This is a genomic window from Pseudomonas sp. SWI7, assembly GCF_006351945.1.
Lineage (GTDB): Bacteria > Pseudomonadota > Gammaproteobacteria > Pseudomonadales > Pseudomonadaceae > Aquipseudomonas > Aquipseudomonas fulva.
In genome coordinates, this window is the sequence record NZ_CP040930.1 from 3,238,261 (window position 1) to 3,260,355 (window position 22,095).

General features: G+C 64.2%; 22 protein-coding genes. 18 read left to right on the plus strand and 4 right to left on the minus strand.

What is annotated here, in order from left to right; all coding sequences use genetic code 11:
• Positions 1-44 precede the first annotated feature (44 nt).
• The 11 genes from cbiE to cycA all read left to right on the plus strand — a co-directional run bounded on the left by cbiE (position 45) and on the right by cycA (position 11,223).
• Positions 45-1,256 (plus strand): precorrin-6y C5,15-methyltransferase (decarboxylating) subunit CbiE, encoded by a 1,212-nt coding sequence (gene cbiE / locus FH041_RS14880; RefSeq protein ID WP_125922146.1) that lies wholly within the window; start codon positions 45-47, stop codon positions 1,254-1,256.
• Complete coding sequence (locus FH041_RS14885; RefSeq protein WP_110607096.1) at positions 1,249-2,343, plus strand: cobalt-precorrin-5B (C(1))-methyltransferase; 1,095 nt, start codon at positions 1,249-1,251, stop codon at positions 2,341-2,343. The genes cbiE and FH041_RS14885 overlap by 8 nt, the downstream gene beginning before the upstream one ends.
• A complete protein-coding gene (locus FH041_RS14890; protein ID WP_027915284.1) occupies positions 2,340-3,059 on the plus strand; it encodes a cobalt-precorrin-6A reductase in 720 nt (239 codons plus the stop codon). The genes FH041_RS14885 and FH041_RS14890 overlap by 4 nt, the downstream gene beginning before the upstream one ends.
• Before the next feature lie 137 nt (positions 3,060-3,196).
• Positions 3,197-3,634, plus strand: a complete 438-nt coding sequence (locus FH041_RS14895; RefSeq protein WP_027915285.1) for an NfeD family protein — start codon at positions 3,197-3,199, stop codon at positions 3,632-3,634.
• 25 nt (positions 3,635-3,659) lie between these two features.
• Positions 3,660-4,514, plus strand: coding sequence for an SPFH domain-containing protein (locus FH041_RS14900; protein WP_027915286.1), 855 nt, complete (start codon positions 3,660-3,662; stop codon positions 4,512-4,514).
• Positions 4,515-4,652: 138 nt separating this feature from the next.
• On the plus strand, positions 4,653-5,042 hold the full coding sequence (locus tag FH041_RS14905) for a DUF2946 domain-containing protein (protein WP_027915287.1): 390 nt from the start codon (positions 4,653-4,655) through the stop codon (positions 5,040-5,042).
• A gap of 47 nt (positions 5,043-5,089) precedes the next feature.
• A complete protein-coding gene (locus tag FH041_RS14910) occupies positions 5,090-5,569 on the plus strand; it encodes a copper chaperone PCu(A)C (protein WP_027915288.1) in 480 nt (159 codons plus the stop codon).
• A 19-nt stretch (positions 5,570-5,588) separates the two neighbouring features.
• Entirely contained in the window at positions 5,589-6,020 is a 432-nt protein-coding gene (locus FH041_RS14915) for a DUF2946 domain-containing protein (RefSeq protein WP_140174799.1), read from the plus strand.
• 62 nt (positions 6,021-6,082) lie between these two features.
• Positions 6,083-8,143, plus strand: coding sequence for a TonB-dependent copper receptor (locus tag FH041_RS14920; RefSeq protein WP_132578033.1), 2,061 nt, complete (start codon positions 6,083-6,085; stop codon positions 8,141-8,143).
• Between the two features lie 55 nt (positions 8,144-8,198).
• Positions 8,199-9,566, plus strand: coding sequence for a PepSY domain-containing protein (locus tag FH041_RS14925; protein WP_027915291.1), 1,368 nt, complete (start codon positions 8,199-8,201; stop codon positions 9,564-9,566).
• Between the two features lie 241 nt (positions 9,567-9,807).
• On the plus strand, positions 9,808-11,223 hold the full coding sequence (gene cycA / locus FH041_RS14930) for a D-serine/D-alanine/glycine transporter (RefSeq protein ID WP_027915292.1): 1,416 nt from the start codon (positions 9,808-9,810) through the stop codon (positions 11,221-11,223).
• Between the two features lie 65 nt (positions 11,224-11,288).
• Here cycA and FH041_RS14935 read toward each other — a convergent pair whose 3' ends face one another.
• Entirely contained in the window at positions 11,289-11,585 is a 297-nt protein-coding gene (locus FH041_RS14935; RefSeq protein WP_027915293.1) for a hypothetical protein, read from the minus strand.
• A gap of 445 nt (positions 11,586-12,030) precedes the next feature.
• On the opposite strand from FH041_RS14935, the gene urtA reads away from it, so the two are divergent.
• From urtA to FH041_RS14965, 6 genes are all read left to right on the plus strand, one after another.
• Complete coding sequence (gene urtA / locus FH041_RS14940; protein ID WP_027915294.1) at positions 12,031-13,296, plus strand: urea ABC transporter substrate-binding protein; 1,266 nt, start codon at positions 12,031-12,033, stop codon at positions 13,294-13,296.
• 86 nt (positions 13,297-13,382) lie between these two features.
• Complete coding sequence (gene urtB, locus FH041_RS14945) at positions 13,383-14,870, plus strand: urea ABC transporter permease subunit UrtB (protein WP_027915295.1); 1,488 nt, start codon at positions 13,383-13,385, stop codon at positions 14,868-14,870.
• Positions 14,870-15,949 carry an urea ABC transporter permease subunit UrtC gene (urtC, locus tag FH041_RS14950; RefSeq protein WP_140174801.1) on the plus strand — a complete coding sequence of 360 codons (1,080 nt, stop codon included), beginning with the start codon at positions 14,870-14,872 and terminating at the stop codon, positions 15,947-15,949. The genes urtB and urtC overlap by 1 nt, the downstream gene beginning before the upstream one ends.
• Positions 15,946-16,803, plus strand: coding sequence for an urea ABC transporter ATP-binding protein UrtD (urtD, locus tag FH041_RS14955; RefSeq protein ID WP_140174803.1), 858 nt, complete (start codon positions 15,946-15,948; stop codon positions 16,801-16,803). Before urtC ends, urtD begins: the two co-directional genes overlap by 4 nt.
• 74 nt (positions 16,804-16,877) lie before the next feature.
• Positions 16,878-17,576, plus strand: coding sequence for an urea ABC transporter ATP-binding subunit UrtE (gene urtE, locus FH041_RS14960; protein ID WP_027915298.1), 699 nt, complete (start codon positions 16,878-16,880; stop codon positions 17,574-17,576).
• A gap of 31 nt (positions 17,577-17,607) precedes the next feature.
• On the plus strand, positions 17,608-18,129 hold the full coding sequence (locus FH041_RS14965) for a GNAT family N-acetyltransferase (RefSeq protein WP_111475503.1): 522 nt from the start codon (positions 17,608-17,610) through the stop codon (positions 18,127-18,129).
• A gap of 89 nt (positions 18,130-18,218) precedes the next feature.
• Here the strand turns inward: FH041_RS14965 and FH041_RS14970 are convergent, their stop codons facing one another.
• Both FH041_RS14970 and cbpA read right to left on the minus strand, forming a co-directional pair.
• The gene (locus FH041_RS14970) at positions 18,219-18,524 is read right to left on the minus strand and encodes a chaperone modulator CbpM (protein WP_023534557.1); all 306 of its coding nucleotides are present in this window, start codon (positions 18,522-18,524) and stop codon (positions 18,219-18,221) included.
• Positions 18,525-18,526: 2 nt separating this feature from the next.
• Complete coding sequence (gene cbpA, locus FH041_RS14975; protein WP_023534572.1) at positions 18,527-19,483, minus strand: curved DNA-binding protein; 957 nt, start codon at positions 19,481-19,483, stop codon at positions 18,527-18,529.
• A gap of 164 nt (positions 19,484-19,647) precedes the next feature.
• On the opposite strand from cbpA, the gene FH041_RS14980 reads away from it, so the two are divergent.
• Complete coding sequence (locus tag FH041_RS14980) at positions 19,648-20,916, plus strand: Hsp70 family protein (RefSeq protein ID WP_028687180.1); 1,269 nt, start codon at positions 19,648-19,650, stop codon at positions 20,914-20,916.
• A 122-nt stretch (positions 20,917-21,038) separates the two neighbouring features.
• Here the strand turns inward: FH041_RS14980 and FH041_RS14985 are convergent, their stop codons facing one another.
• On the minus strand, positions 21,039-22,049 hold the full coding sequence (locus FH041_RS14985) for an AI-2E family transporter (RefSeq protein WP_140174805.1): 1,011 nt from the start codon (positions 22,047-22,049) through the stop codon (positions 21,039-21,041).
• Positions 22,050-22,095: the final 46 nt, after the last annotated feature.

The following is a 22,095-nucleotide window of genomic DNA, read 5'->3' on the forward strand; positions in this document are numbered from 1 at the left end:
GCACAATTGGGCGTGCTGCACACGCACGAACTCTAGAGGTATCAATGGCACCCTGGCTGACGGTAGTAGGCATCGGCGAAGACGGTTTCAGCGGTCTGGGCAAACAAGCTCGCCGAGCGCTGCTCAGTGGCGCGCGGATTTTCGGCAGCCCCCGCCAGCTGGCCCTGCTGCCGCGTTGCGTGACCGGCGAACGGCTGCACTGGCCGAGCCCTTTTTCGCTCGCGCCCGTGCTTGCGCTGCGTGGCGCGCCTGTGTGCGTGCTGGCCAGTGGCGACCCGATGTTCTATGGGGTGGGCGCCAGCCTGGCGCGCCAGGTGCCTGCCCACGAGATGCAGGTGCTGTCGATGCCCTCCTCGTGCGCCCTGGCGGCTGCGCGCCTGGGTTGGGCGCTGCAGGACGTCCAGGTGGTGTCGCTGGTGGCAAGGCCTCTGGCCGCACTCAACGCGCACCTGCATGGTGGGCTGCGTCTGCTGGTATTGAGCAACGATGGAGACAGCCCGGCGGCAATTGCAGCGTTGTTACGCGAACGGGGTTTCGGCCCCAGCCGCCTGTGGGTCTTCGAACACTTGGGTGGCGAGGCTCAGGGCCAGTTGCACGGGCATGCATCCACGTGGCAGCACGGGCAAACGGCCGCGCTCAACCTGGTGGCCATCGAATGCGTGGCAGCGCCCGAAGCGCCGCGCCTGCACCGTCTGGCAGGCCTGCCCGATGACGCCTACCGGCATGACGGCCAACTGACCAAGCGCGATGTGCGCGCCATCACCCTGGGCCGGCTGGCCCCGGAGCCTGGGCAACTGCTTTGGGACGTGGGCGCGGGCTGCGGCTCGATCGGCATCGAATGGATGCGTGCACACCCGGCATGCCGCGCAGTGGCCATCGAGGCCGACGAGGGCCGTCAGGGGTTGATCGAGTACAACCGCGATGCCTTGGGCGTGCCTGGTCTGCACCTGGTGCGCGGCAAAGCCCCCATGGCACTGGACGGGCTGGAACCCCCGCATGCGGTGTTCATTGGTGGCGGAGTCACCCGTCCAGGGGTTCTAGCCCACTGCTGGTCCAGCTTGCGCCCAGGCGGACGGCTGGTGGCCAACGCCGTGACGGTACAAAGCGAACTGGCCCTGGCCCACTTCAAGGAGCAGCACGGCGGCGAACTGACCCGCATCCATGTTGCCCATGCCCAGCCCCTGGGTGCCTTCGATACCTGGCGCCAAGCATTGCCCATCACATTGCTCGACGTGGTCAAGCCGGCCGATGCGTGAAGAAACCCGCGAACAGGCCGCCCCGCTGCGCAGTGGCCTGACCACTGGCAGCTGCGCCACCGCGACCAGCCTGGCGGCAGCGCGTCTGCTGCTCACCGGTGCAGACAGCGACGCGGTGAGCATCACCCTGCCCAAGGGCAAGGTGGTGCAGATGCGCCTTGAGTTCTGCCGGCTGGTCGACGATTACGCCGAAGCAGGCACCCTCAAGGACGCCGGCGACGACCCGGACGTGACCCACGGTGCACTGCTGTTCAGCCAGGTACGCCTGCGTGTCCAGCCCGGTGTGCACTTCGTCGCGGGCGCAGGCGTGGGCACCGTGACCCGGCCGGGGCTGGTTCTGGCAGTGGGCGAACCGGCCATCAACCCGGTGCCACGGCGCATGATCACGGACCACCTGCAGGGCCTGGCCGTCGAATGCGGCTACACCGGCGGGTTCGAGGTCACCCTCAACGTGCGGGACGGTGAAGCCCTGGCGCTCAAGACCATGAACCCACGCCTGGGCATCCTCGGCGGCCTGTCGATCCTGGGCACCAGCGGTATCGTCCGCCCCTTCTCCTGCGCAGCCTACATTGCCTCCATCCATCAAGGTATCGATGTGGCACACACCAACGGCTACACCCACATCGCCGCGTGCACCGGCAACGCCAGTGAGGACACCATGCGTCGTGTCTACGGGCTGCCGGAAATCGCCCTGATCGAGATGGGCGACTTCGTGGGCGCGGTACTCAAGCACCTGCGCAAGGTCCCGGTGCCCCGCCTGACCCTGTGCGGAGGCTTTGGCAAGATCAGCAAGCTCGCCGCCGGGCACATGGACCTGCACAGCCGTCATTCGAGCATCGACCTGCCACAGTTGGCGGGCTGGGCGGCGGCAGGCGGGGCCGATCTGGCGCTTCAGGCAGCCATCGTGGCCGCCAACACCAGCCAGCAAGCCCTGGCGCTGGCCCATAGCGCGGGTGTGCAGTTGGGTGATGCCGTGTGCCAGCATGCCCTCGCCTTCGCCCGCAGCGTCGTGCCGGCGCAGGTCAGCGTCGAGGTGGTCGCCATCGACCGCCAGGGCGGCATCGTCGGCCGGGCGGGTCAGCCATGAACGCGCGCATTCTGTTGCTCGGCGGCATTACCGAGGCGCTGGCCATCGCGCGCCTGCTGGGCCCAGACCACATCTACAGCCTGGCCGGCATCGGCCGGGTGCCCGACGACCTGCAGTGCCAGGTACGCGTGGGCGGCTTCGGAGGGACCGAGGGGCTGGCCCAGTACCTGCGTGAAAACGGCATCACACTGCTGGTCGATGCCACCCACCCCTATGCCGCTCGTATCAGCGCCAACGCGGCCAGCGCCGCGCAGCGTGTCGGGATTCCTTGCTGGGCCCTGCACCGTCCAGCCTGGCAGGCACAAGCGGGGGATGACTGGCGAGAAGTGGAAGACTGGCCGGCGCTGATGCAGGGCATTGGGCCTTATGCCCGACCGCTGTTCACCCTGGGTCGGGAACCCCTGCAACACCTGGACGCCATCCCGGATGGCCAGTTCTGGACCCTGCGCGCCTTGCAGGCCTGCCCTGGCAATGCGCGCTGCGAGGTGATCGGTGCACGCGGGCCTTTCGACCTGGACCAGGAACGTGCGCTGTTCATCGACCGGCGCATCGACGTTCTGATCAGCAAGAACAGCGGCAGCGTCGCCACCGAACCCAAGCTGGAGGTAGCCCGCGCGCTGGGTCTGCCGGTGTTCATTCTCAAGCGCCCGACATTGCCGATCACCGATCGGACGTTCCATGCCCTGCCGGAACTGGTAGCGGCCTTGTTTGCTTAGTGGCGAAAGCCCCTTGCATCGCGCCTAGTGGGGTTGGACTCCTACACACCCTTAGGCTTTTTCCGAGCGCCCGCAAGTGGCCATGTGTCGCAGTCCTGCCTTAAACTCGGGCGCCCCCCTCGGAAGACGTGCCTGATATGGAATTGCAATGGTGGATCTGGTTGGTGTTCGGCATCGCGCTGACGTTGCTCGAGCTGGTCTTGCCTACGTTCTTCATCCTCTGGTTCGGTATCGGCGCCGTGCTGGTGGCCTTGGTTTCCCTGGCGTTTCCAGGCCTGGAACTGGCCATGCAAGGGCTGCTCTGGGTCGTGCTGTCATCGCTGACTACCCTGCTGTGGTTCAAGGTGTTTCGCCGCAAGCAGCCCGATGAGCGCTGGACCGCCGCCAGCGTGATCGGCGAGGTCGGCTTGCTGACCACAGGTGTGTCCGAGTTCCAGAAAGGCCGGGTGCGCTTCCAGAAGCCCGTATTGGGCAACGAGGAGTGGACCTGCATTGCCGATACCACCATCCCGGCAGGCGAGCGGGTACGCCTGATCGCCGTCGAAGGAAATACCGCCCGCGTCATGCGGGCCTGAATCCGTAAAAAAGGAATTTGTCATCATGACCAGCCTCATCGTCGTCGGCGCCATCGCCCTGTTCGTACTGATCACCGTGTTCAAGGGGGTGCGCATTGTCCCCCAGGGCGAGGAATGGATCGTCGAGCGCCTGGGCCGCTACCACACCACCCTCAAGCCTGGCCTCAACGTCGTCATCCCCTACATGGACGTAGTCGCCTATCGCCTGCCGACCAAGGACATCATCCTCGACGTGCAGGAACAGGAGATTATCACCCGCGACAACGCCGTCATCGTCGCCAACGCCCTGTGCTTCGCCAAGGTCATCGACCCGCAGAAGGCGTCTTATGGCGTGCAGAACTATGCCTTTGCCGTCACCAGCCTGACCATGACATCCCTGCGCGCCATCGTCGGCGCCATGGACCTGGACGAAGCCCTCTCCAGCCGCGAACAGATCAAAGCGCGCCTGCGCGAGGCCATGTCCGAGCAGACCGAGGACTGGGGCGTAACCGTACGCTCGGTAGAAATCCAGGACATCAAGCCGTCCCAGAACATGCAACTGGCCATGGAGCGCCAGGCGGCCGCCGAGCGTGAGCGCAAGGCCGACGTCACCCGTGCCGAAGGCGCCAAGCAGGCGGCAGTACTCGAAGCCGAAGCGCGCCTGCAAGCCGCCCGGCTGGATGCCGAGGCGCAGATCAGCCTGGCCGAAGCTTCGGCGCGGGCCATCTCGCTGGTCACCGAAGCGGTCGGCAACGAAACCGTCCCGGCCATGTACCTGCTCGGTGAGCGCTACGTTGGCGCCATGGAAAACCTGGCGAGCAGCACTAACGCCAAGGTGGTGGTACTGCCGGCCGACCTGCAGGAAACCGTACGCGGCCTGATGGGCCGCCACAAGGCCTGAACCTGAACGGCTTCGCGGTGCCAGAGCATCGCGAAGCCAGCCGCCATGCACGCCACCTGCGTCACGTCACCGCACCCCGCCAAATTTGCTTATACTCGGCCGTACAATAGTCGCCACGATTCCTGACCGGATCTCTCCATGCCCCCACGTCGGCACATCGCCTGGATAGCCTGCCTAGCGGTGCTGTTCAACCTGCTGGCCATGCCGTTGTCCTCTGCTGCGCCCAAAGGCCCGGCAGAGCAACTGCTGTGGGGGGCGTTCTGTTCCAGCATGGCCAACAAAGCCAAGGTCGATGTGCAGGCCCTGGCCAAGATCGACCTGGGTCCGCAAAGCGATGACAGCGCCAGCACGATGCACTGCTGGTGCTGCCTGGGTGCTGCGCCGCCGCTCGCATCAGGCGGCCAAGCGTTACAACTGCATGCCCCGCCTGTGCGTCTTGCCGGCCCACTGTCGTTGGATGCGCCACCCACGCCTACGCCGCGCCAGCTCCGGCCCGCGCTCAATCCCCGTGCCTCCCCGCTTGCCTGAGTGTTTCTCGCTGTCTGCCTGAACCTCATTTCATCGGGACATCCATCATGCTCAAGCACGCCCTTGCCGTGGCCGCCCTCCTGCTGCCCGCCGTCTTCGCCCATGCTCACGAATACACCGTGGGCGACCTGCATATCGCTCATCCCTGGTCTTTGCAGCTGCCGCCCAATGCCCCCAACGTCGCCGCGTATTTCGTGGTGCACAACAATGGCAACACCGATGACCGCCTGCTGAGCGCCGAGTCCCCTATCAGCGATGACACCCAGTTGCATGCGCACGCCATGAGCGCGGCCGGTGCCATGCGCATGCAGCAAGTGCCAAACGTAGTAGTGCCTGCAGGCAAGGATCTGGTGTTCGCGCCCAGCGCTTACCATGTGATGCTCATGCAGCCCAAGGATCGCAGCCTGCTGACCGATGGCCAGCGTTTCCCGCTGACCCTTCGCTTCGAGAAAGCTGGCCCCGTCACCGTGCAAGTGGCGGTGCAGAAAGCGCCGCCGACCGGCCAGCCGCAGGCCCATCAGCACTGATTGGCGCTGACAGGGCGTGATGCGCTCGCTGCCACACCGCCAGCCCCGTACCACCCGCCCTGATCGCAGGCGCGCCGGTGGCGGATGGCTGAGCCTGTTCGCCATGTGGATGATTTTCATCGGGCCGCTGGTTTCCCAGTCGATGCCCATGGATCACCACGGCGGCGGCATGCCCATGCCGATGGACATGCCGATGCCGGCTGCTCATCAGCATGGCGACGCTCATCACGGCCCGAGCCAGGACGGCCAGCTTCATGTGATGTGGGAGAAGTGCGGCTATTGCAGCCTGTTGTTCAACTGCCCTGCATTGCCCCAGGCGCTCAGCCCGCTCAGCCTGGCAGCCGCCCTGCCTCAAGTCCACCTTCAGCCTGCCACGCGCCACGGGCATGCCAGGCAGGCCGTCTTCCCCGGCGCCCGCAGCCGCGCGCCGCCTGCATCGATCAGTGTTTGACCCGTTTGCGCGCGAAGCCTGATCGCTTCGCGTCTTCTCACGACTGATCGACTGGAATCCTTATGTCCGGCTGCACCCCTCTTTTGTCCCTGCGCGGGACCATCGCCGCCCTGTGTGGCTCGTTGTTGACGCCTGTCGCACTGGCGGCAGACCCTGGGCACCTTGCCCATTCATCCGATGCACCTGAACTCGGCCCTACGGTGATCACCGCCATCGCCCCCAGTTCGCCACTGACCGTGGTCACCAACCCCAAGGACCCTCGCCAGCCCGTGCCGGCCAGTGACGGTGCCGATTACCTGAAAACCATCCCCGGTTTTTCGGCCATTCGTGCCGGAGGCACCAACGGCGACCCAGTACTGCGCGGCATGTTCGGCTCGCGGCTGAACATCCTCACCAATGGCGGGCTGATGCTGGGCGCCTGCCCTAACCGCATGGATGCCCCAACCTCGTACATCGCCCCGGAAACCTACGACCGACTGACCGTGATCAAGGGCCCACAGAGCGTGATCTGGGGGCCGGGCGGCTCGGCAGGCACTGTCCTGTTCGAGCGTGATCCCGAGGCATTCGGCACCCTGGGCAGCCGCGTCAATGCCAGCCTGCTCACCGGCTCCAATGGCCGCTTCGACAAGGTGCTGGACGCTGCTGCCGGCAACAGCCAGGCCTATGCCCGTTTCGTCGGCAATCAGTCGCGCGCTGATGACTACCACGACGGGGCTGGCGATTCGGTACCGTCGCGCTGGGAAAAGTGGAACGGCGATGTCGCCTTGGGCTGGACGCCCGATGCCGATACATTGCTCGAACTCACCGCAGGCAAGGGCGATGGGGAGGCGCGCTATGCCGGTCGGGGCATGGACGGTTCGCAGTTCAAGCGTGAAAGCCTGGGCCTGCGCTTTGAAAAGTCCAACCTGGGTGAGGTGCTCGACAAGATCGAGGCCCAGGCTTATTACAACTATGCCGACCATGTAATGGACAACTACAGCCTGCGTACACCCTCTGGCAGCGGCATGATGGGCATGCCAATGGTCAGCAACGTCGACCGCCGCACGATGGGCGCACGCATCAAGGCGACCTGGCGCTGGGCCGATGTGCAGTTGATCAGCGGTATCGACGCGCAGACCAACGCGCATCGCCAGCGCGGCGGCATGGGCGTAGACGCGCACAAAGGCCAGGCCTGGACCAAGGATGCCGATTTCCACAATTACGGCGTGTTCGGCGAGCTGACCTGGTCGCTCAGCGGCGACGACCGGGTCATCACCGGTGCCCGCCTGGACCGCGCGTCTGCGCGGGATCTGCGTCAGGCCAGTCCGACCCGCAACGACACCCGCGCCGACACGCTGCCCAGCGGCTTCGTGCGCTATGAACACGACATGGCAGCCCTGCCGGCAACGGCCTACATTGGCCTTGGGCACGCCCAGCGCTTCCCGGACTACTGGGAGCTGTTTTCGCCGAAGACGGCGCCCACCGGGTCGGTCAATGCCTTCGACGGCATCAAGCCCGAGAAAACGACCCAGCTCGACTTTGGTGTCCAGTACCGTAGCGAACGGCTGGAAGCCTGGGCTTCGGGCTATGTCGGTCAGATCCGCGACTACATTTTGTTCGACTACCGCACCGGCATGATGGGCATGGGGGCTTCAAAGGCGCAGAACATCGACGCCCGCATCATGGGTGGCGAGGTGGGTGCGGCCTACTCGCTGAGCGATACCTGGAAGGCCGATGCCACGCTGGCCTACGCCTGGGGCAAGAACAGCAGCGACGGCAAGGCGCTGCCCCAGATGCCGCCCCTGGAAAGCCGCCTGGGCCTGACGTACAGCCGCGATGCATGGAGTGCAGGTGCGCTCTGGCGGCTGGTCGCGGCGCAGAACCGCATCGCCTTCAACCAGGGCAATGTGGTCGGCAAGGACTATGACGCCAGTGCAGGGTTTGGGGTGTTCTCGCTCAACGGCGCGTACAAGGTCAGTAAAAATCTGAAACTCAGCGCCGGGGTCGACAATCTGTTCGACAAGACCTACGCCGAACACCTGAACCTGGCAGGCAACGCCGGTTTCGGCTACCCGGCCAGCGACCCTCAACCGGTCAACGAGCCCGGCCGGACCGTCTGGACCAAAGTCGATTTCAGCTTCTGACATCCACCGCGGGCGCGGCAGTGACCGCGCCCTGTGCGTTTACCTGGAGGTTCCCATGAGAGGAACACGCGTTTCATTCTACAACCTGGCCTGGCGTTGGCATTTCTATGCAGGGCTGTTCGTGGCCCCCTTCATGATCCTGCTGGCACTTACCGGGCTCGTGTACCTGTTCAAGCCGCAGCTCGATCCGTGGCTGTACCGCGACCTGATGGTGGTCGAGGCCGGCCATCATCGCCAAGGGGCCGATGTGATGCTGGCCGAGGTGCGCACGGCGTACCCCGAAGGCCATGTGGGCCAGTACCTGCCGCCGCTGAACGCGCAGCGCAGTGCGCAGTTCGTGGTGCACGACGGCGGGCGCGAGCTGAATGTGTTCGTCGACCCGTACAGCGGCAAGATCCTCGGCGAGCAGGACGGCAAGCGCAACCTGCAAGCCATCGCCCGCGCCCTGCACGGCGAGTTGATGGTGGGCACCCTGGGTGATCGCCTGGTGGAACTGGCCGCAGGCTGGGGCATCGTGCTGGTGGTTTCGGGCCTGTACCTGTGGTGGCCACGCGGGCGCCTGGGCGCAGGCGTTCTGTGGCCGCGCCTGGCCGCCCGAGGCCGGCTGTTCTGGCGCGACCTGCATGCGGTCAGTGGGTTCTGGGGCTCGGCGCTGCTGTTGTTGATGCTGCTCAGCGGCATGACCTGGACCGGGTTCTGGGGCAAGCAATATGCCGACCTGTGGAACCGCTTTCCGGTAGCGATGTGGAACGATGTGCCGAAGTCGGACCAGCAGGCACGCGAGCTCAACCATGCTCACCGCCAGACCGTGCCCTGGGCCGTGGAGAACACGCCGATGCCCCAGTCCGGCGCCCATGCCGAGCACGCCGGGCATCACACCCTGTCCAGCCAACCGGCAGCACCGAACGTGGGCGTGCAACAGGTCGAGGACATCGCCACGGCGCGGCAGGTGGAGCCGGGCTACAGCATTACCTTGCCTACCACGGCCGACGGCGTATTCACCGTTGCGGTGTTCGCCGACGATCCACGCAACGATGCCACCCTGCATGTGGACCAGTACACCGGCAAGGTGCTGGCCGATGTGCGCTGGCAGGACTACAGCCCTGTGGCCCGCGCCACGGAACTGGGGGTCATGCTGCACGAGGGCAAGATGTTCGGCCCGCTGAACCAGATCGTCATTGCGCTGGTGTGCCTGATGATTCTGCTGGGGTCGGTCAGTGGCTTGGTGATGTGGTGGAAGCGCAGGCCCGAAGGCGGCCTGGGCGTCCCCCCGTTGCGCCACGACCTGCCGCGCTGGAAGACGGCCGTGGTAGTGATGCTGGCATTGGGGCTCGTCTTCCCCTTGGTGGGGGTGTCGATGGTGCTGATGTGGGTACTCGACAACCTGATGGTACGGCGCGCCAGGTTGGCGGCGCAGGCATAGGGCACGGTAGGCGGCTGTCGTGGAACCTCAGGCGAGCCGAAAGGCCCGCCGAGCGTTTCACGGCCCTGCCGGTCGGTGCAGCTTTATTGTCCAAAGCGCCGACGCTTGACCCTGATCATTTCTAAAGCGCCCTGCACTCACGATATGGTGTCGATCTGTCACGCCCGCACCTTTGCAGTGCGTGATAGCCTAGCCGGCTACGTCAGCCAACGCGACTGACCTCTACAAGGGAATGCAGCCTATGACGCAAACTGCGCCGACTCCATCCGACGATCAACACCTGCAACGCAACCTCACCAACCGACACATCCAGCTCATCGCCATTGGCGGTGCCATCGGCACCGGCCTGTTCATGGGCTCGGGCAAGACCATCAGCCTGGCTGGGCCGTCGATCATCTTCGTCTACATGATCATCGGTTTCATGCTGTTCTTCGTCATGCGTGCAATGGGCGAACTGCTGCTGTCGAACTTGAACTACAAGTCGTTCATCGACTTCTCCGCCGACCTGCTCGGTCCCTGGGCGGGCTACTTCACCGGCTGGACCTACTGGTTCTGCTGGGTAGTCACTGGCATTGCCGACGTGGTGGCCATTGCGGCCTATACCCAGTTCTGGTTCCCCGACCTGCCTCAGTGGATACCGGCGCTCACCTGCGTGGCCGTGCTGCTGTCGCTGAACCTGGTCACGGTCAAGCTGTTCGGCGAAATGGAGTTCTGGTTTGCCCTGATCAAGATCATCGCCATTCTGGGCCTGGTCGCCACCGGTCTGTACATGGTCATCACCGGTTTCACCTCCCCCAGCGGGCGCACGGCTCAACTGGCCAACCTGTGGAATGACGGCGGCATGTTCCCCCATGGCGTGATGGGCTTCTTCGCCGGGTTCCAGATCGCGGTGTTCGCCTTCGTGGGCATCGAGCTGGTCGGCACCACAGCGGCCGAAGCCAAGAACCCGGAGCGCACGCTGCCCAGGGCGATCAACTCGATCCCGATCCGCATCATCGTGTTCTATGTACTGGCACTGATCGCGATCATGGCCGTGACCCCATGGCGCGACGTGGTTCCGGGCAAGAGCCCGTTCGTGGAGCTGTTCGTGCTGGCAGGGCTGCCAGCGGCGGCGAGCATCATCAATTTCGTGGTGCTGACCTCGGCGGCCTCGTCTGCCAACAGCGGGGTGTTCTCCACCAGCCGCATGCTGTTCGGCCTGGCCCAGGAAGGCGATGCGCCCAAAGCGTTCGAGAAACTGTCCCGTCGCGCCGTGCCGGCCAACGGCTTGTACTTCTCCTGCCTGTGCCTGTTGCTCGGCGCGGTGCTGATCTACCTGGTCCCGAACGTGATCGAAGCCTTCACCCTGGTCACCACGGTGTCGGCGGTGCTGTTCATGTTCGTCTGGACGTTGATCCTGCTGTCGTACCTGAGCTACCGCAAGCACCGCGCAGCGCTGCACGAGCAGTCGATTTACAAGATGCCTGGCGGGCGCTTGATGTGCTACGTGTGCCTGGCGTTCTTCGCCGGCATCCTGGTGCTGCTGAGCCTGGAAGCCGACACCCGCTCGGCGCTGCTGGTGACGCCGATCTGGTTTGTGATCCTGGCGGTGACCTACCAGTTCGTGCGTAGCCGGCGCCAGCCGCGTACTGCCGTACGTGGGTCGTCGAGCAACTGATGAGGAAACTGTGCAGCCCATTCTCAGGCAGAACTGGCGAATGGGCGCACAACAGCCAGGCCGCTTCAGCCTTGCTCCAACCCCTTGAGCACTGCCTCGGCCAGGGCCAAGCCTTTCTCTAGCGAGTTTTCCGTCGCGGTCAGTAGACTACGAAGCGGCTCTCCCACCCTTTCCAGTGCTGCGGCATTGGTTTCATAAGCCGCTTTCAGCGCGGCAACGGCGCACACAAGTGCATCCTCGCTATCGATTCCAGCCTGAACCGACAGTATTGGATCATGAGCCTGATTGCAGGTGCCGAAATCGGCACTGGCGGTCACGGAACGCGATGTGCGGGGTGGATCTGGAACGATCTTCTTGAGCATGGTGCATCTCCTTGCAGCTCTCTCTTTATGACGCTCCGAGCCCATACGCCAATATGGGTGGACGGAGCCGTGCGGGTTGGCGTGCCGGCAGAGAGAACCGGTGAGCCCGAAGGCTCCCACACACGGCTCCGCCCATGACGGGTGCAGCCATGCAGAGCAAAGTCGCAAGGAGCGTCAATGCTCGATCTCTCTGTAAAACGGGACGCCAATCCCGGTCGCAGAATCTACTGCGGTGCCGAACGGTACTCAAGTACCGCTTATGTGTCAAAACTGTTCACCGCCCTGGACCCAATCCTGTGCAGGCCAGTCGCGCAAGCACCAATCTGGCCCCTATCCAAGCCCTGCATAGAAGCACAACCCTTCTAGACCGCAGCCTTGCGCACCACGGCACAGCCTTTGCAATCGCCCTTCTGCCCACACCACAACAACTCAGCGGAGAGAGCACATGAAGCGACGCAGTCTGATCAAGGCCTTCACCCTCAGCGCCTCGATGGCGGCGATGGGCCTTAGCTGGAGCCTCCAGGCCGCCGAGACCATCAAGGTCGGCATCCTGCATTCGCTGTCCGGGACCATGGCCATCTCCGAGACGTCGCTCAAGGACATGGCCTTGATGACCATCGATGAGATCAACGCCAAAGGTGGGGTGAACGGCAAGATGCTGGAGCCGGTGGTGGTGGACCCGGCGTCCAACTGGCCGCTGTTCGCCGAAAAAAGCCGCCAGTTGCTGACCCAGGACAAGGTCGCGGTGGTGTTCGGTTGCTGGACGTCGGTGTCGCGCAAATCGGTGTTGCCGGTATTCGAGGAGCTCAATGGTCTGCTGTTCTACCCGGTGCAATACGAGGGCGAAGAGATGTCGCCGAACGTGTTCTACACCGGCGCTGCGCCCAACCAGCAAGCGATTCCGGCGGTGGAATACCTGATGAGCGAGGATGGCGGCGGCGCCAAGCGTTTCTTCCTGCTGGGCACCGACTACGTCTACCCGCGCACCACCAACAAGATTCTGCGTGCGTTCCTGCACAGCAAGGGCGTGGCCGACAAGGACATCGAGGAGGTCTACACGCCGTTCGGCCACGCCGACTACCAGACCATCGTCGCCAACATCAAGAAGTTCTCGGCCGGGGCTAAGACGGCGGTAATTTCCACGGTCAACGGCGACTCCAACGTGCCTTTCTACAAAGAGCTGGCCAACCAGGGCCTGAAAGCGACCGATGTGCCGGTCGTGGCGTTCTCGGTGGGGGAAGAAGAGCTGCGGGGCATCGACACCAAGCCGTTGGTGGGTCATTTGGCCGCCTGGAACTACTTCGAGTCGGTGGATAACCCGGTCAACCAGAAGTTCGTCGCTGATTGGAAGGCGTATGCCAAGGCCAAAGGCCTGCCTGGCGCCGACAAGGCGGTAACTAACGATCCGATGGAAGCCACCTATGTGGGCATTCACATGTGGGCGCAGGCGGCGGAAAAAGCCAAATCCACCGATGTGGACAAGGTGCGCGAAGCGCTGGCCGGGCAGACCTTCAAGGCCCCTTCGGGCTACACCCTGACCATGGACAAGACCAATCACCACCTGCACAAGCCCGTGATGATCGGCGAGATCCAGGACGATGGGCAGTTCAGCGTGGTGTGGGAGACCGAGCAACCGCTGCGGGCACAACCCTGGAGCCCCTTCATCCCAGGCAACGACAAGCGCCCTGATTACGCCGTGAAAGGTAACTGAGGCCCAAGGCTGCTTTGCAGCCCGCCCGTAGGCGGCCCGGCGTTCGGGTACGCCTGCGCGTAAGCGCTGATTTACAGGAGAGCCTCATGCTCAGATTCCTGCTTACCCTGCTACTGCTGCTGCCCATGGCAGCCCAAGCCAGCGAGGGCGAGTTTTTCCTCGCCGCCAAGCCCGCCGAGCAGGCGCGCCTGCTCGATACCTGGGCCGCCCAACCCGAGCCGGGCCGGCTGGCGCTGTTGGAAAACCTGCAGGCCGGCCGCATTGCCAAGGACGACAACCGCAAGGTGCGCCTGAACAACCGCCTGCGCGGGCTGATCGACAATGCCCTGGCCAGCCACCGGTTACTCAGTGACGACAGCGCCACCCGGCTGGCTGCCGCCAGGCAGTTGCAAAAGAGTGCACAACCGGCCCAGGTCGCCTTGCTCGACCGGCGCTACGCCAGCGAGCCGGATGCGGCCGTGCGGGCAGCCTTGGGCCTGGCGTTGGCCAACCTGCAGCTCGGTGCCAGCGACCCGTCGGTGCGCCTGGCGGCCGTGCGCCTGTTGGGAGAAACCGGTGACCCAACGGCCCGCACCCGCCTGGAGGCGCTGTTGCAACCAGAGATGGAAACGGACCCCACGGTGCGTACCGCCGCCGAAACCAGCCTGGCCCAGGTCAAGCGCAAGCTGCTGGTCGGTGAAGTGCTCGGCCAGGCCTTCAGTGGCCTGTCGCTGGGGTCGATCCTGCTGTTGGCGGCGCTGGGGCTGGCGATCACGTTCGGCCTTTTGGGGGTGATCAACATGGCGCACGGCGAGATGCTGATGCTCGGCGCCTACAGCACCTACATGGTGCAGGTCGTGGTGCAGCGCTACGCCCCGGGCGCCCTGGAGTTTTACCCACTGATCGCCCTGCCCGTGGCGTTCGCCGTCAGTGCCGGTGTCGGCATGGCGCTGGAGCGCACGGTGATCCGCCACCTGTACGGCCGGCCCCTGGAAACCCTGCTGGCCACTTGGGGCATCAGCCTGATCCTGATCCAGGCTGTGCGGTTGCTGTTCGGCGCACAGAACGTCGAGGTCAGCAACCCGGCCTGGTTGTCGGGTGGCATCCAGGTCCTGCCCAACCTGATCCTGCCCTACAACCGCCTGGTGATCATCGCCTTCGCCCTGGCCGTGGTGCTGCTGACCTGGCTGCTGCTCAACCGCACGCGTCTGGGCCTGAACGTGCGCGCCGTCACCCAGAACCGCAACATGGCGGCCTGCTGCGGCGTGTCCACCGGGCGTGTGGACATGCTCGCTTTCGGCCTGGGCTCGGGCATCGCAGGCCTGGGCGGCGTGGCCTTGAGCCAGGTCGGCAACGTGGGGCCGGACCTGGGGCAAAGCTACATCATCGATTCATTCCTGGTGGTGGTGCTTGGGGGTGTCGGCCAACTGGCCGGAAGCCTCTGGGCGGCGTTCGGGCTGGGCATCGCCAACAAACTGCTGGAGCCGCAGATCGGTGCGGTGCTCGGCAAGATCCTCATCCTTGCGCTGGTCATTCTGTTCATCCAGAAGCGCCCGCAAGGCCTGTTTGCCCTCAAGGGACGGGTGATCGACTGATGAACCAGCCACTGCTTGTCACCGCCGCGCACAAAGCCGGCCCTCGCCTGTCGCTGGCGCTGGGTATCGCCGCCCTGACCCTGCTGCTCGCCTTGCCGCTGTTGTCACTGCTGCCCGCCGATCATGCCCTGCATGTGTCGGCCTATGTGCTCACACTGGTGGGCAAGATCCTCTGTTACGCCATCGTGGCCCTGGCCCTTGACCTGGTCTGGGGCTATGCGGGGCTGTTGTCGCTTGGCCATGGCCTGTTCTTTGCCCTGGGCGGCTATGCCATGGGGATGTACTTGATGCGCCAGGCCGCCGGGGACGGGCTGCCGGGTTTCATGACGTTCCTGTCCTGGAGCGAGCTGCCCTGGTACTGGGCAGGGACCCAGCACTTTGCCTGGGCCTTGTGCCTGGCGGTGCTGGCGCCTGGCATGCTGGCCCTGGTGTTCGGCTGGTTTGCCTTCCGCTCGCGGATCAAGGGTGTGTACTTCTCGATCATGACCCAGGGCCTGACCTTTGCCGGGATGTTGCTGTTCTTTCGCAATGAGACCGGTTTTGGCGGCAACAACGGTTTCACCAGCTTTCGCACCCTGCTGGGCTTCGACATCGCCGCACCCGGGACCCGCGCGGTGCTGTTCCTGCTCACCGTCGCACTGCTGGTCGCAAGCCTGTACCTGTGCTGGCGGCTGACGCGCAGCAAGTTCGGGCGCTTGTTGACAGCCGTTCGCGATGCCGAGAACCGGTTGATGTTCTGTGGCTACGACCCGCGTGGTTTCAAGCTGCTGGTATGGGTGCTCAGTGCCATGCTGTGTGGCCTGGCAGGCGCGTTGTACGTGCCACAGGTCGGCATCATCAACCCTAGCGAGATGTCGCCCACCAACTCCATCGAGGCCGCTGTCTGGGTGGCGCTGGGCGGGCGCGGCACCCTGATCGGTCCCCTGCTGGGCGCAGGGCTGATCAACGGCATGAAGAGCTGGTTCACCGTGGCTTTCCCGGAATTCTGGCTGTTTTTCCTCGGCGCGCTGTTCATCCTCGTGACCCTGTACTTGCCCAAGGGCCTGGTCGGCCTGTGGAACAAAAGGAGCCAGCCATGAGAGGCCTGCCCCCGGTACACCCGGAGTTCATGCTCGAACCTGCCTTCGACCCGCAGGGTATCGGCCGCGACGCCATAGGCCTGGGCCATGCCCGGGTACCTGGCCTGGACGCGCGGCACGGCACCGTGCTGAGCCTTGAAGAGGTAAGCGTCAGTTTCGATGGGTTCAAGGCGCTCAATGCGCTGACGCTGTATATCGGCGTGGGCGAGCTGCGCTGCATCATCGGCCCGAACGGCGCCGGCAAGACCACGATGATGGACGTGATCACCGGCAAGACACGGCCCAGCGCAGGCAGTGCCTACTTTGGCGACACGCTCGACCTGACGCGCATGAGCGAATACCAGATTGCCCAGGCGGGTATCGGCCGCAAGTTCCAGAAACCCACGGTGTTCGAGGCGTTGAGCCTGTACGAAAACCTCGAGCTGGCGCTCAAGACCGACAAGTCGGTGTGGGCGAGCCTGAGGTCGCGCTTGAGCGGCGAGCAACGCGACAGGATCGACGAAGTCCTGACCACCGTGCGCCTGAACGGGCTGGCCTCGCGCCAGGCCGGGCTGCTGTCCCACGGCCAGAAGCAATTTCTGGAAATTGCCATGCTGCTGGTTCAGGAACCCCAATTGCTGTTGCTCGATGAACCCGTGGCCGGCATGACCGACGCCGAAACCGCCTTCACTGCCGAGCTGTTCAAGGGGCTTGCAGGCAAGCACTCGCTGATGGTGGTCGAGCATGACATGGGGTTCGTGGGCAGCATCGCCGACCATGTGACGGTGCTGCACCAGGGTTCGGTGCTGGCTGAGGGGCCGCTTGAGCAGGTGCAGGCCGATGATCGTGTGGTCGAGGTGTACCTCGGTCGTTGAGCAAGTGCACGTTTAATCATGCGTACACCGGTGAGCTACCGGGGTCGCACAACCGGTTACTTCAGGAGCCTCGCATGCTCAAGATCGATACGCTGCACCAGTACTACGGCGGCAGCCACATCCTGCGCGGCCTGTCCTTCGAAGCCAGGCTGGGCGAGGTCACCTGCCTGCTGGGTCGCAACGGCGTGGGCAAGACCACGTTGCTGCGTTGCCTGATGGGCCTGGTGCCTGTGCGCGAAGGCAGCGTGGAGTGGGAAGGCAAGCCCATTACCGCACTCAAGCCGCACCACCGGGTGCAGGCCGGCATCGCGTACGTACCGCAGGGCCGCGAAATTTTCCCGCGCCTGAGCGTCGAGGAAAACCTGCTGATGGGCTTGTCACGCTTTCCGGGGCGCGAGGCACGTGAAGTGCCTGCCTTCATCTACGAGTTGTTCCCTGTGCTCGAACAAATGAAGCAACGCCGAGGCGGGGATTTGTCCGGGGGGCAGCAACAGCAGCTGGCTATTGGCCGGGCACTGGCCAGTCGCCCGCGCCTGCTGATTCTCGATGAGCCCACCGAAGGCATCCAGCCTTCGGTGATCAAGGAAATAGGCGCGGTGATCCAGCGGCTGGCGCAGCGCGGCGACATGGCCATCCTGCTGGTCGAGCAGTTTTACGATTTTGCCGAAGCGTTGGCGGATCACTACCTGGTCATGGCCCGCGGCCAGATCGTACAGCGTGGCCGGGGCGAAAACATGCAGGCCGAAGGTGTACGCGGGCTGGTAACCATTTAACCTGCACGCTTCGACCTTGCGAGACGCTGCCATGAGTCACGAAATCCGCGACGCCCTGCCTGCCGACCTACCGGCCATCCTCGACATCTACAACGATGCCGTGCGCAACACCACGGCTATCTGGAACGAGACGCCGGTGGACCTGGCCAACCGCCAGGCCTGGTTCGACGCCCGTGCGCAACAGGGTTACCCGATACTGGTAGCCGTGGACGGCGCCGACGTGCTGGGCTACGCCTCGTTCGGGGACTGGCGCCCGTTCGAGGGGTTCCGCCACACGGTCGAGCATTCGGTGTACGTGCGCAGCGATCAGCGCGGCAAAGGGCTTGGGCCGGCGCTGATGCGTGCATTGATCGAGCGCGCACAAGGTGGCGGCAAGCACGTCATGGTCGCGGCCATCGAAAGCGGCAACGCAGCGTCTGTGCACCTGCACGAGCGCCTGGGGTTCGTGGTCACCGGGCAGATGCCGCAGGTGGGGGTGAAATTCGGGCGCTGGCTGGACCTGACCTTCATGCAGCGGGTGCTGAACCCAGGGGCCGAGCCAGACCTGTCATGACACTGGGCAAGGCCGCCTTCACGCAGCCTTGCCCGGTGACACAAGGCTGCGCAGGCCAGCGCTCCAGCCCTGCCCGCGCCTGACTCCCCTCACATCTGCGTGAACCTGCCCAGGCGCTGGCGCAACATGCTGTTCTCGTTGCGCAGCTGCTGCACCTCCTGGAGCAATTCCAGGGCCAGCGCCACGCCTTCCCATTCCAGCTCCAACTCCTGGTGCAGCTTGGCCGCGCGCCTTGCCAGCAGCGGTGCCTGATCGTCGAACAGCCAGTCTTCAGGCCTGCGCCCGGTTGGCTCCACAATGCCGTGCTCGACGATCTCGATCACACAGTCCGCCGTAAGGTCGGCTTCCTGACACAAGGTATGCATGTCCAGTTGAACGATCAGGGTGCTGCTCATGATCACTTACTCCATTGTGCCCTCGGGTCGAACGCGGCCTTCTCGGAAAGCTTGGCCCACAGTTCCCGGGTAGATTCGTCAGAGGTGGTCGGCATGACGACCTTGAGCTGTGCATAGAGGTTGCCGCGCTGGCCATGCTTGTCGGCCAGGCCCTTGCCTGGCACCCGCAGGCGCTGCCCGCTCTGGCTGTCGGGGCGGATGGTCAGGTTGATCCTGCCTTCGAGCGTGGGCACCGCCACCTTGGTGCCCAAGGCCGCTTCCCAAGGCGCCAGCGGCACGGTGATGATCAGGTCATGCCCCTCGACGTCGAACAGCGGGTGCGGGGCCATGCGGATGGTCAGGAACAAATCGCCATTGGCACCGCCACCGACACCCGGGGCACCCTGGCCCTTGAGGCGAATGCGCTCGCCATCGGTCACGCCGGCCGGGATCTTGACGTTCAGGGTCTTGGTGGTGAACCCCGTACGCTGGCCCATGGCATTGGTTTGCGGAACCTGGAAGCTGATCTGCTTGGACTCCTTGCTCAGGGTTTCTTCCAGAAATACCGCCAGTTCAAGCTCCACGTCCTGCCCTCGCCTGCCGGCACTGCGCTGTTGTTGACGGGCGCCCCCGAACGGGTTGCCTCCACGACCGCCGAACATCGAGCTGAAAAAGTCCGAAAAATCGCCACTCTCGAAACCGCCTCCGGCCCCGCCTCGGCTTTCCCAGCCTGGCGGCGCCTGGAATGGCCGACCATGCTGGCCGCCGTACTTGCGAATTTCATCGAATTCGGCGCGTTTCTGCGCATCGCCCAGCACTTCGTAGGCCTCGTTGGCTTCCTTGAATTTGTCTTCGGCGTCGCGCTCTTTGCTGACATCAGGGTGATACTTGCGGGCCAGCTTGCGGTACGCGGCCTTGATCGCCTTGTCGTCCGCTGTGGGCTCTACGCCAAGTATCTTGTAGTAGTCTTTGAAGTCCATCTAGGGATCACCAGTGAGAATGTGCGTGTTGCTGGAGAAGATAGGGATCAAGCATAGCCTTTCAAGGCCCGCTTGGGGTTGCTCCATGGCAGACGACCGGTCTTGATTCTGTCGCCAGCTGGCATACACTGCGCGGCCGTTTTGCCTCCGGAAGCCTTTTCCCCATGTCCGACGTATCCCCGGCCCGCGCCCTTGGCATCGACTTTGGCACCTCCAACTCGACGGTTGGCTGGCACCGACCGGGCACGGAATCGCTGATTGCCCTGGAAGACGGCAAGATCACGTTGCCCTCGGTGGTGTTCTTCAACATCGAGGAGCGCCGCCCTGTCTACGGTCGGCTGGCCCTGCACGAATACCTCGAAGGCTACGAGGGGCGCCTGATGCGCTCGCTCAAGAGCCTGCTCGGGTCCAAGTTGATCAAGCACGACACCAGCGTGCTGGGCAGCGCACTGCCGTTCAAGGACCTGCTGGGCATGTTCATCGGTGAGCTGAAAAACCGCGCGCAGGCCGAGGCCGGCCGTGAGTTCGATCAGGTGGTACTCGGCCGCCCGGTATTCTTCGTCGACGAGGACCCGGCAGCCGACCAGGAAGCCGAGGACACGCTGGCCGAGGTAGCACGCAAGATCGGCTTCAAGGACGTGTCGTTCCAGTACGAGCCCATCGCTGCGGCGTTCGACTACGAGTCGGGCATCAGCCGGGAGGAACTGGTGCTGATCGTCGATATCGGCGGCGGTACTTCCGACTTCACCCTCATCAGGCTGTCGCCTGAGCGGCACGCGGTAGCCGAGCGCCAGAGCGACATCCTTGCGACCGGTGGCGTACACATCGGCGGCACGGACTTCGACAAGCAGCTGAGCCTGCAAGGGGTAATGCCGCTGTTCGGTTATGGCAGCCGCATGAAAAGCGGTGCCTTGATGCCAACCAGCTATCACCTGAACCTGGCCACTTGGCACACGATCAACGCCTTGTACTCACAGAAGTCGCAGTTGGCCCTGGGCAACATGCGCTACGACATCGAGGACACCCTCGGCGTGGATCGGCTGTTCAAGCTCATCGAGGAGCGCGCCGGGCATTGGCTGGCCATGGAAGTGGAAGCCAGCAAGATCGAGCTGACCGAACAGCCCAGTCGTCACGTCGACCTCGGCCGCATCGAACCCGGCCTTGGCGTGGACCTGTCTCGCAGCTTGTTCGAGATGGCCATCGAAAGCCTGCTGGAACGGGTGCGGGCCAGTGTCACGGACTTGCTGGCCAAGGCCGGGGTCAGCCAGGGCCAGGTCGACACGGTATTTTTCACGGGCGGCTCCAGCGGCATTCCAGCCCTGCGCAACAGCGTGGCGGCGATGTTGCCCAATGCCCGTCATGTGGAAGGCAACATCTTTGGCAGCATCGGCAGTGGGCTGGCCATTGAGGCACGCAAGCGCTACGGCGCGTGACGAAATGACCGGGGTACGGGGCGCTTGGGTCGCCCCTCGTTGGCGGTGGCGCTGGTCAACACCGCCTGACCAAGCCTGACGCCGGCCCTGCTATGCCCTGAGCAGGCCCGCCGTGGCCGCATTCAAACCAGCTCCATCCTGCGCAGCTCGCTCTTGAGATAGGCGTAATAGACCGGCCCTGCCACCACCCCCGGCAGGCCGAACGCCGCTTCGAACACCAGCATCGCCAACAGCAGCTCCCAAGCCTTGGCCCTGATCTGCCCCCCGACGATCTTGGCGTTGAGGAAGTATTCCACCTTGTGGATGACGATCAGGTAGACCAACGCCGCCGCAGCCACCCACACCGACAACGACAACCCCACGATGGTGATCAGGGTGTTGGACATGAGGTTGCCAATGACCGGTAGCAGACCCAACAGGAACGTCAGCACGATCAAGGTCTTGGTCAGCGGCAGATGCACCCCGAACAACGGCAGCACCACGGCCAGGAAGATGCCGGTGAATGCGGTATTGAGCAGGGAAATCTTGATCTGGGCGAAAACGATGTTGCGAAACGCCTGGACCAGCAGGCTCAGACGCTCGAACAGGGCGGCAGCCAGTGGCTTGCGCCGAGAGATGTCGGGTATGCGCTGCAGGGCGACGATGGCCCCCAGGATCATGCCGATCAGCAGGGTCACGAACATGTGCGCCATGCCCTTGCCCACCAGTTGCAAATCACTGAGGTGGCTCTTGATCCAGTCGCCGATCGCCACTTTGAACTCTGCCGCGCTGGCCGGCAGGTAGCCCTCGATGAACGGCGGCAACTGGCCGCGTGCCCGCTCCACCAGCGCCATGAACTTGTCCAGCGAAGCGCCTGGATTTTCCGCTTCATGCAACAGGAAGCTGAATGCCCCGGCGATCAATAGCGCAAGGCTGATCACCACCAGCGTCCCCAGCAGCGCCACTGCCAGCCAGCGCGCACGCTGCCCGGCAATCAACGGCTGCAGGCGCGGCGTGAGCATGTTGACCAGTTCGAACACCAGCAGGCCTGCCAGCAGGCTGGGCAGCAGCTTCAACGGCAACGCCATCAGCAAGCCTGCGAATACGATGATCAAACTTGCCAGGGTGACTTGGCGGGGGTGAAGGTCATACAGCCTCAGCGGCAGCCAGCGAAGAAGATCCGCAGTCTGCCAGCGTTAG

Coding starts and splice junctions, on each gene's coding strand:
- FH041_RS14900 (WP_027915286.1), top strand. CDS start 3,660: ATGACCAGCCTCATCGTCGTCGGCGCCATCGCCCTGTTCGTACTGATC.
- urtD (WP_140174803.1), top strand. CDS start 15,946: ATGAGAGGCCTGCCCCCGGTACACCCGGAGTTCATGCTCGAACCTGCC.
- FH041_RS14920 (WP_132578033.1), top strand. CDS start 6,083: ATGTCCGGCTGCACCCCTCTTTTGTCCCTGCGCGGGACCATCGCCGCC.
- FH041_RS14915 (WP_140174799.1), top strand. CDS start 5,589: ATGCGCTCGCTGCCACACCGCCAGCCCCGTACCACCCGCCCTGATCGC.
- FH041_RS14970 (WP_023534557.1), bottom strand. CDS start 18,524: ATGAGCAGCACCCTGATCGTTCAACTGGACATGCATACCTTGTGTCAG.
- urtC (WP_140174801.1), top strand. CDS start 14,870: ATGAACCAGCCACTGCTTGTCACCGCCGCGCACAAAGCCGGCCCTCGC.
- FH041_RS14885 (WP_110607096.1), top strand. CDS start 1,249: ATGCGTGAAGAAACCCGCGAACAGGCCGCCCCGCTGCGCAGTGGCCTG.
- cycA (WP_027915292.1), top strand. CDS start 9,808: ATGACGCAAACTGCGCCGACTCCATCCGACGATCAACACCTGCAACGC.
- FH041_RS14910 (WP_027915288.1), top strand. CDS start 5,090: ATGCTCAAGCACGCCCTTGCCGTGGCCGCCCTCCTGCTGCCCGCCGTC.
- FH041_RS14980 (WP_028687180.1), top strand. CDS start 19,648: ATGTCCGACGTATCCCCGGCCCGCGCCCTTGGCATCGACTTTGGCACC.
- FH041_RS14895 (WP_027915285.1), top strand. CDS start 3,197: ATGGAATTGCAATGGTGGATCTGGTTGGTGTTCGGCATCGCGCTGACG.
- FH041_RS14890 (WP_027915284.1), top strand. CDS start 2,340: ATGAACGCGCGCATTCTGTTGCTCGGCGGCATTACCGAGGCGCTGGCC.
- FH041_RS14965 (WP_111475503.1), top strand. CDS start 17,608: ATGAGTCACGAAATCCGCGACGCCCTGCCTGCCGACCTACCGGCCATC.
- urtE (WP_027915298.1), top strand. CDS start 16,878: ATGCTCAAGATCGATACGCTGCACCAGTACTACGGCGGCAGCCACATC.
- cbiE (WP_125922146.1), top strand. CDS start 45: ATGGCACCCTGGCTGACGGTAGTAGGCATCGGCGAAGACGGTTTCAGC.
- urtA (WP_027915294.1), top strand. CDS start 12,031: ATGAAGCGACGCAGTCTGATCAAGGCCTTCACCCTCAGCGCCTCGATG.
- cbpA (WP_023534572.1), bottom strand. CDS start 19,483: ATGGACTTCAAAGACTACTACAAGATACTTGGCGTAGAGCCCACAGCG.
- FH041_RS14905 (WP_027915287.1), top strand. CDS start 4,653: ATGCCCCCACGTCGGCACATCGCCTGGATAGCCTGCCTAGCGGTGCTG.
- FH041_RS14925 (WP_027915291.1), top strand. CDS start 8,199: ATGAGAGGAACACGCGTTTCATTCTACAACCTGGCCTGGCGTTGGCAT.
- FH041_RS14935 (WP_027915293.1), bottom strand. CDS start 11,585: ATGCTCAAGAAGATCGTTCCAGATCCACCCCGCACATCGCGTTCCGTG.
- urtB (WP_027915295.1), top strand. CDS start 13,383: ATGCTCAGATTCCTGCTTACCCTGCTACTGCTGCTGCCCATGGCAGCC.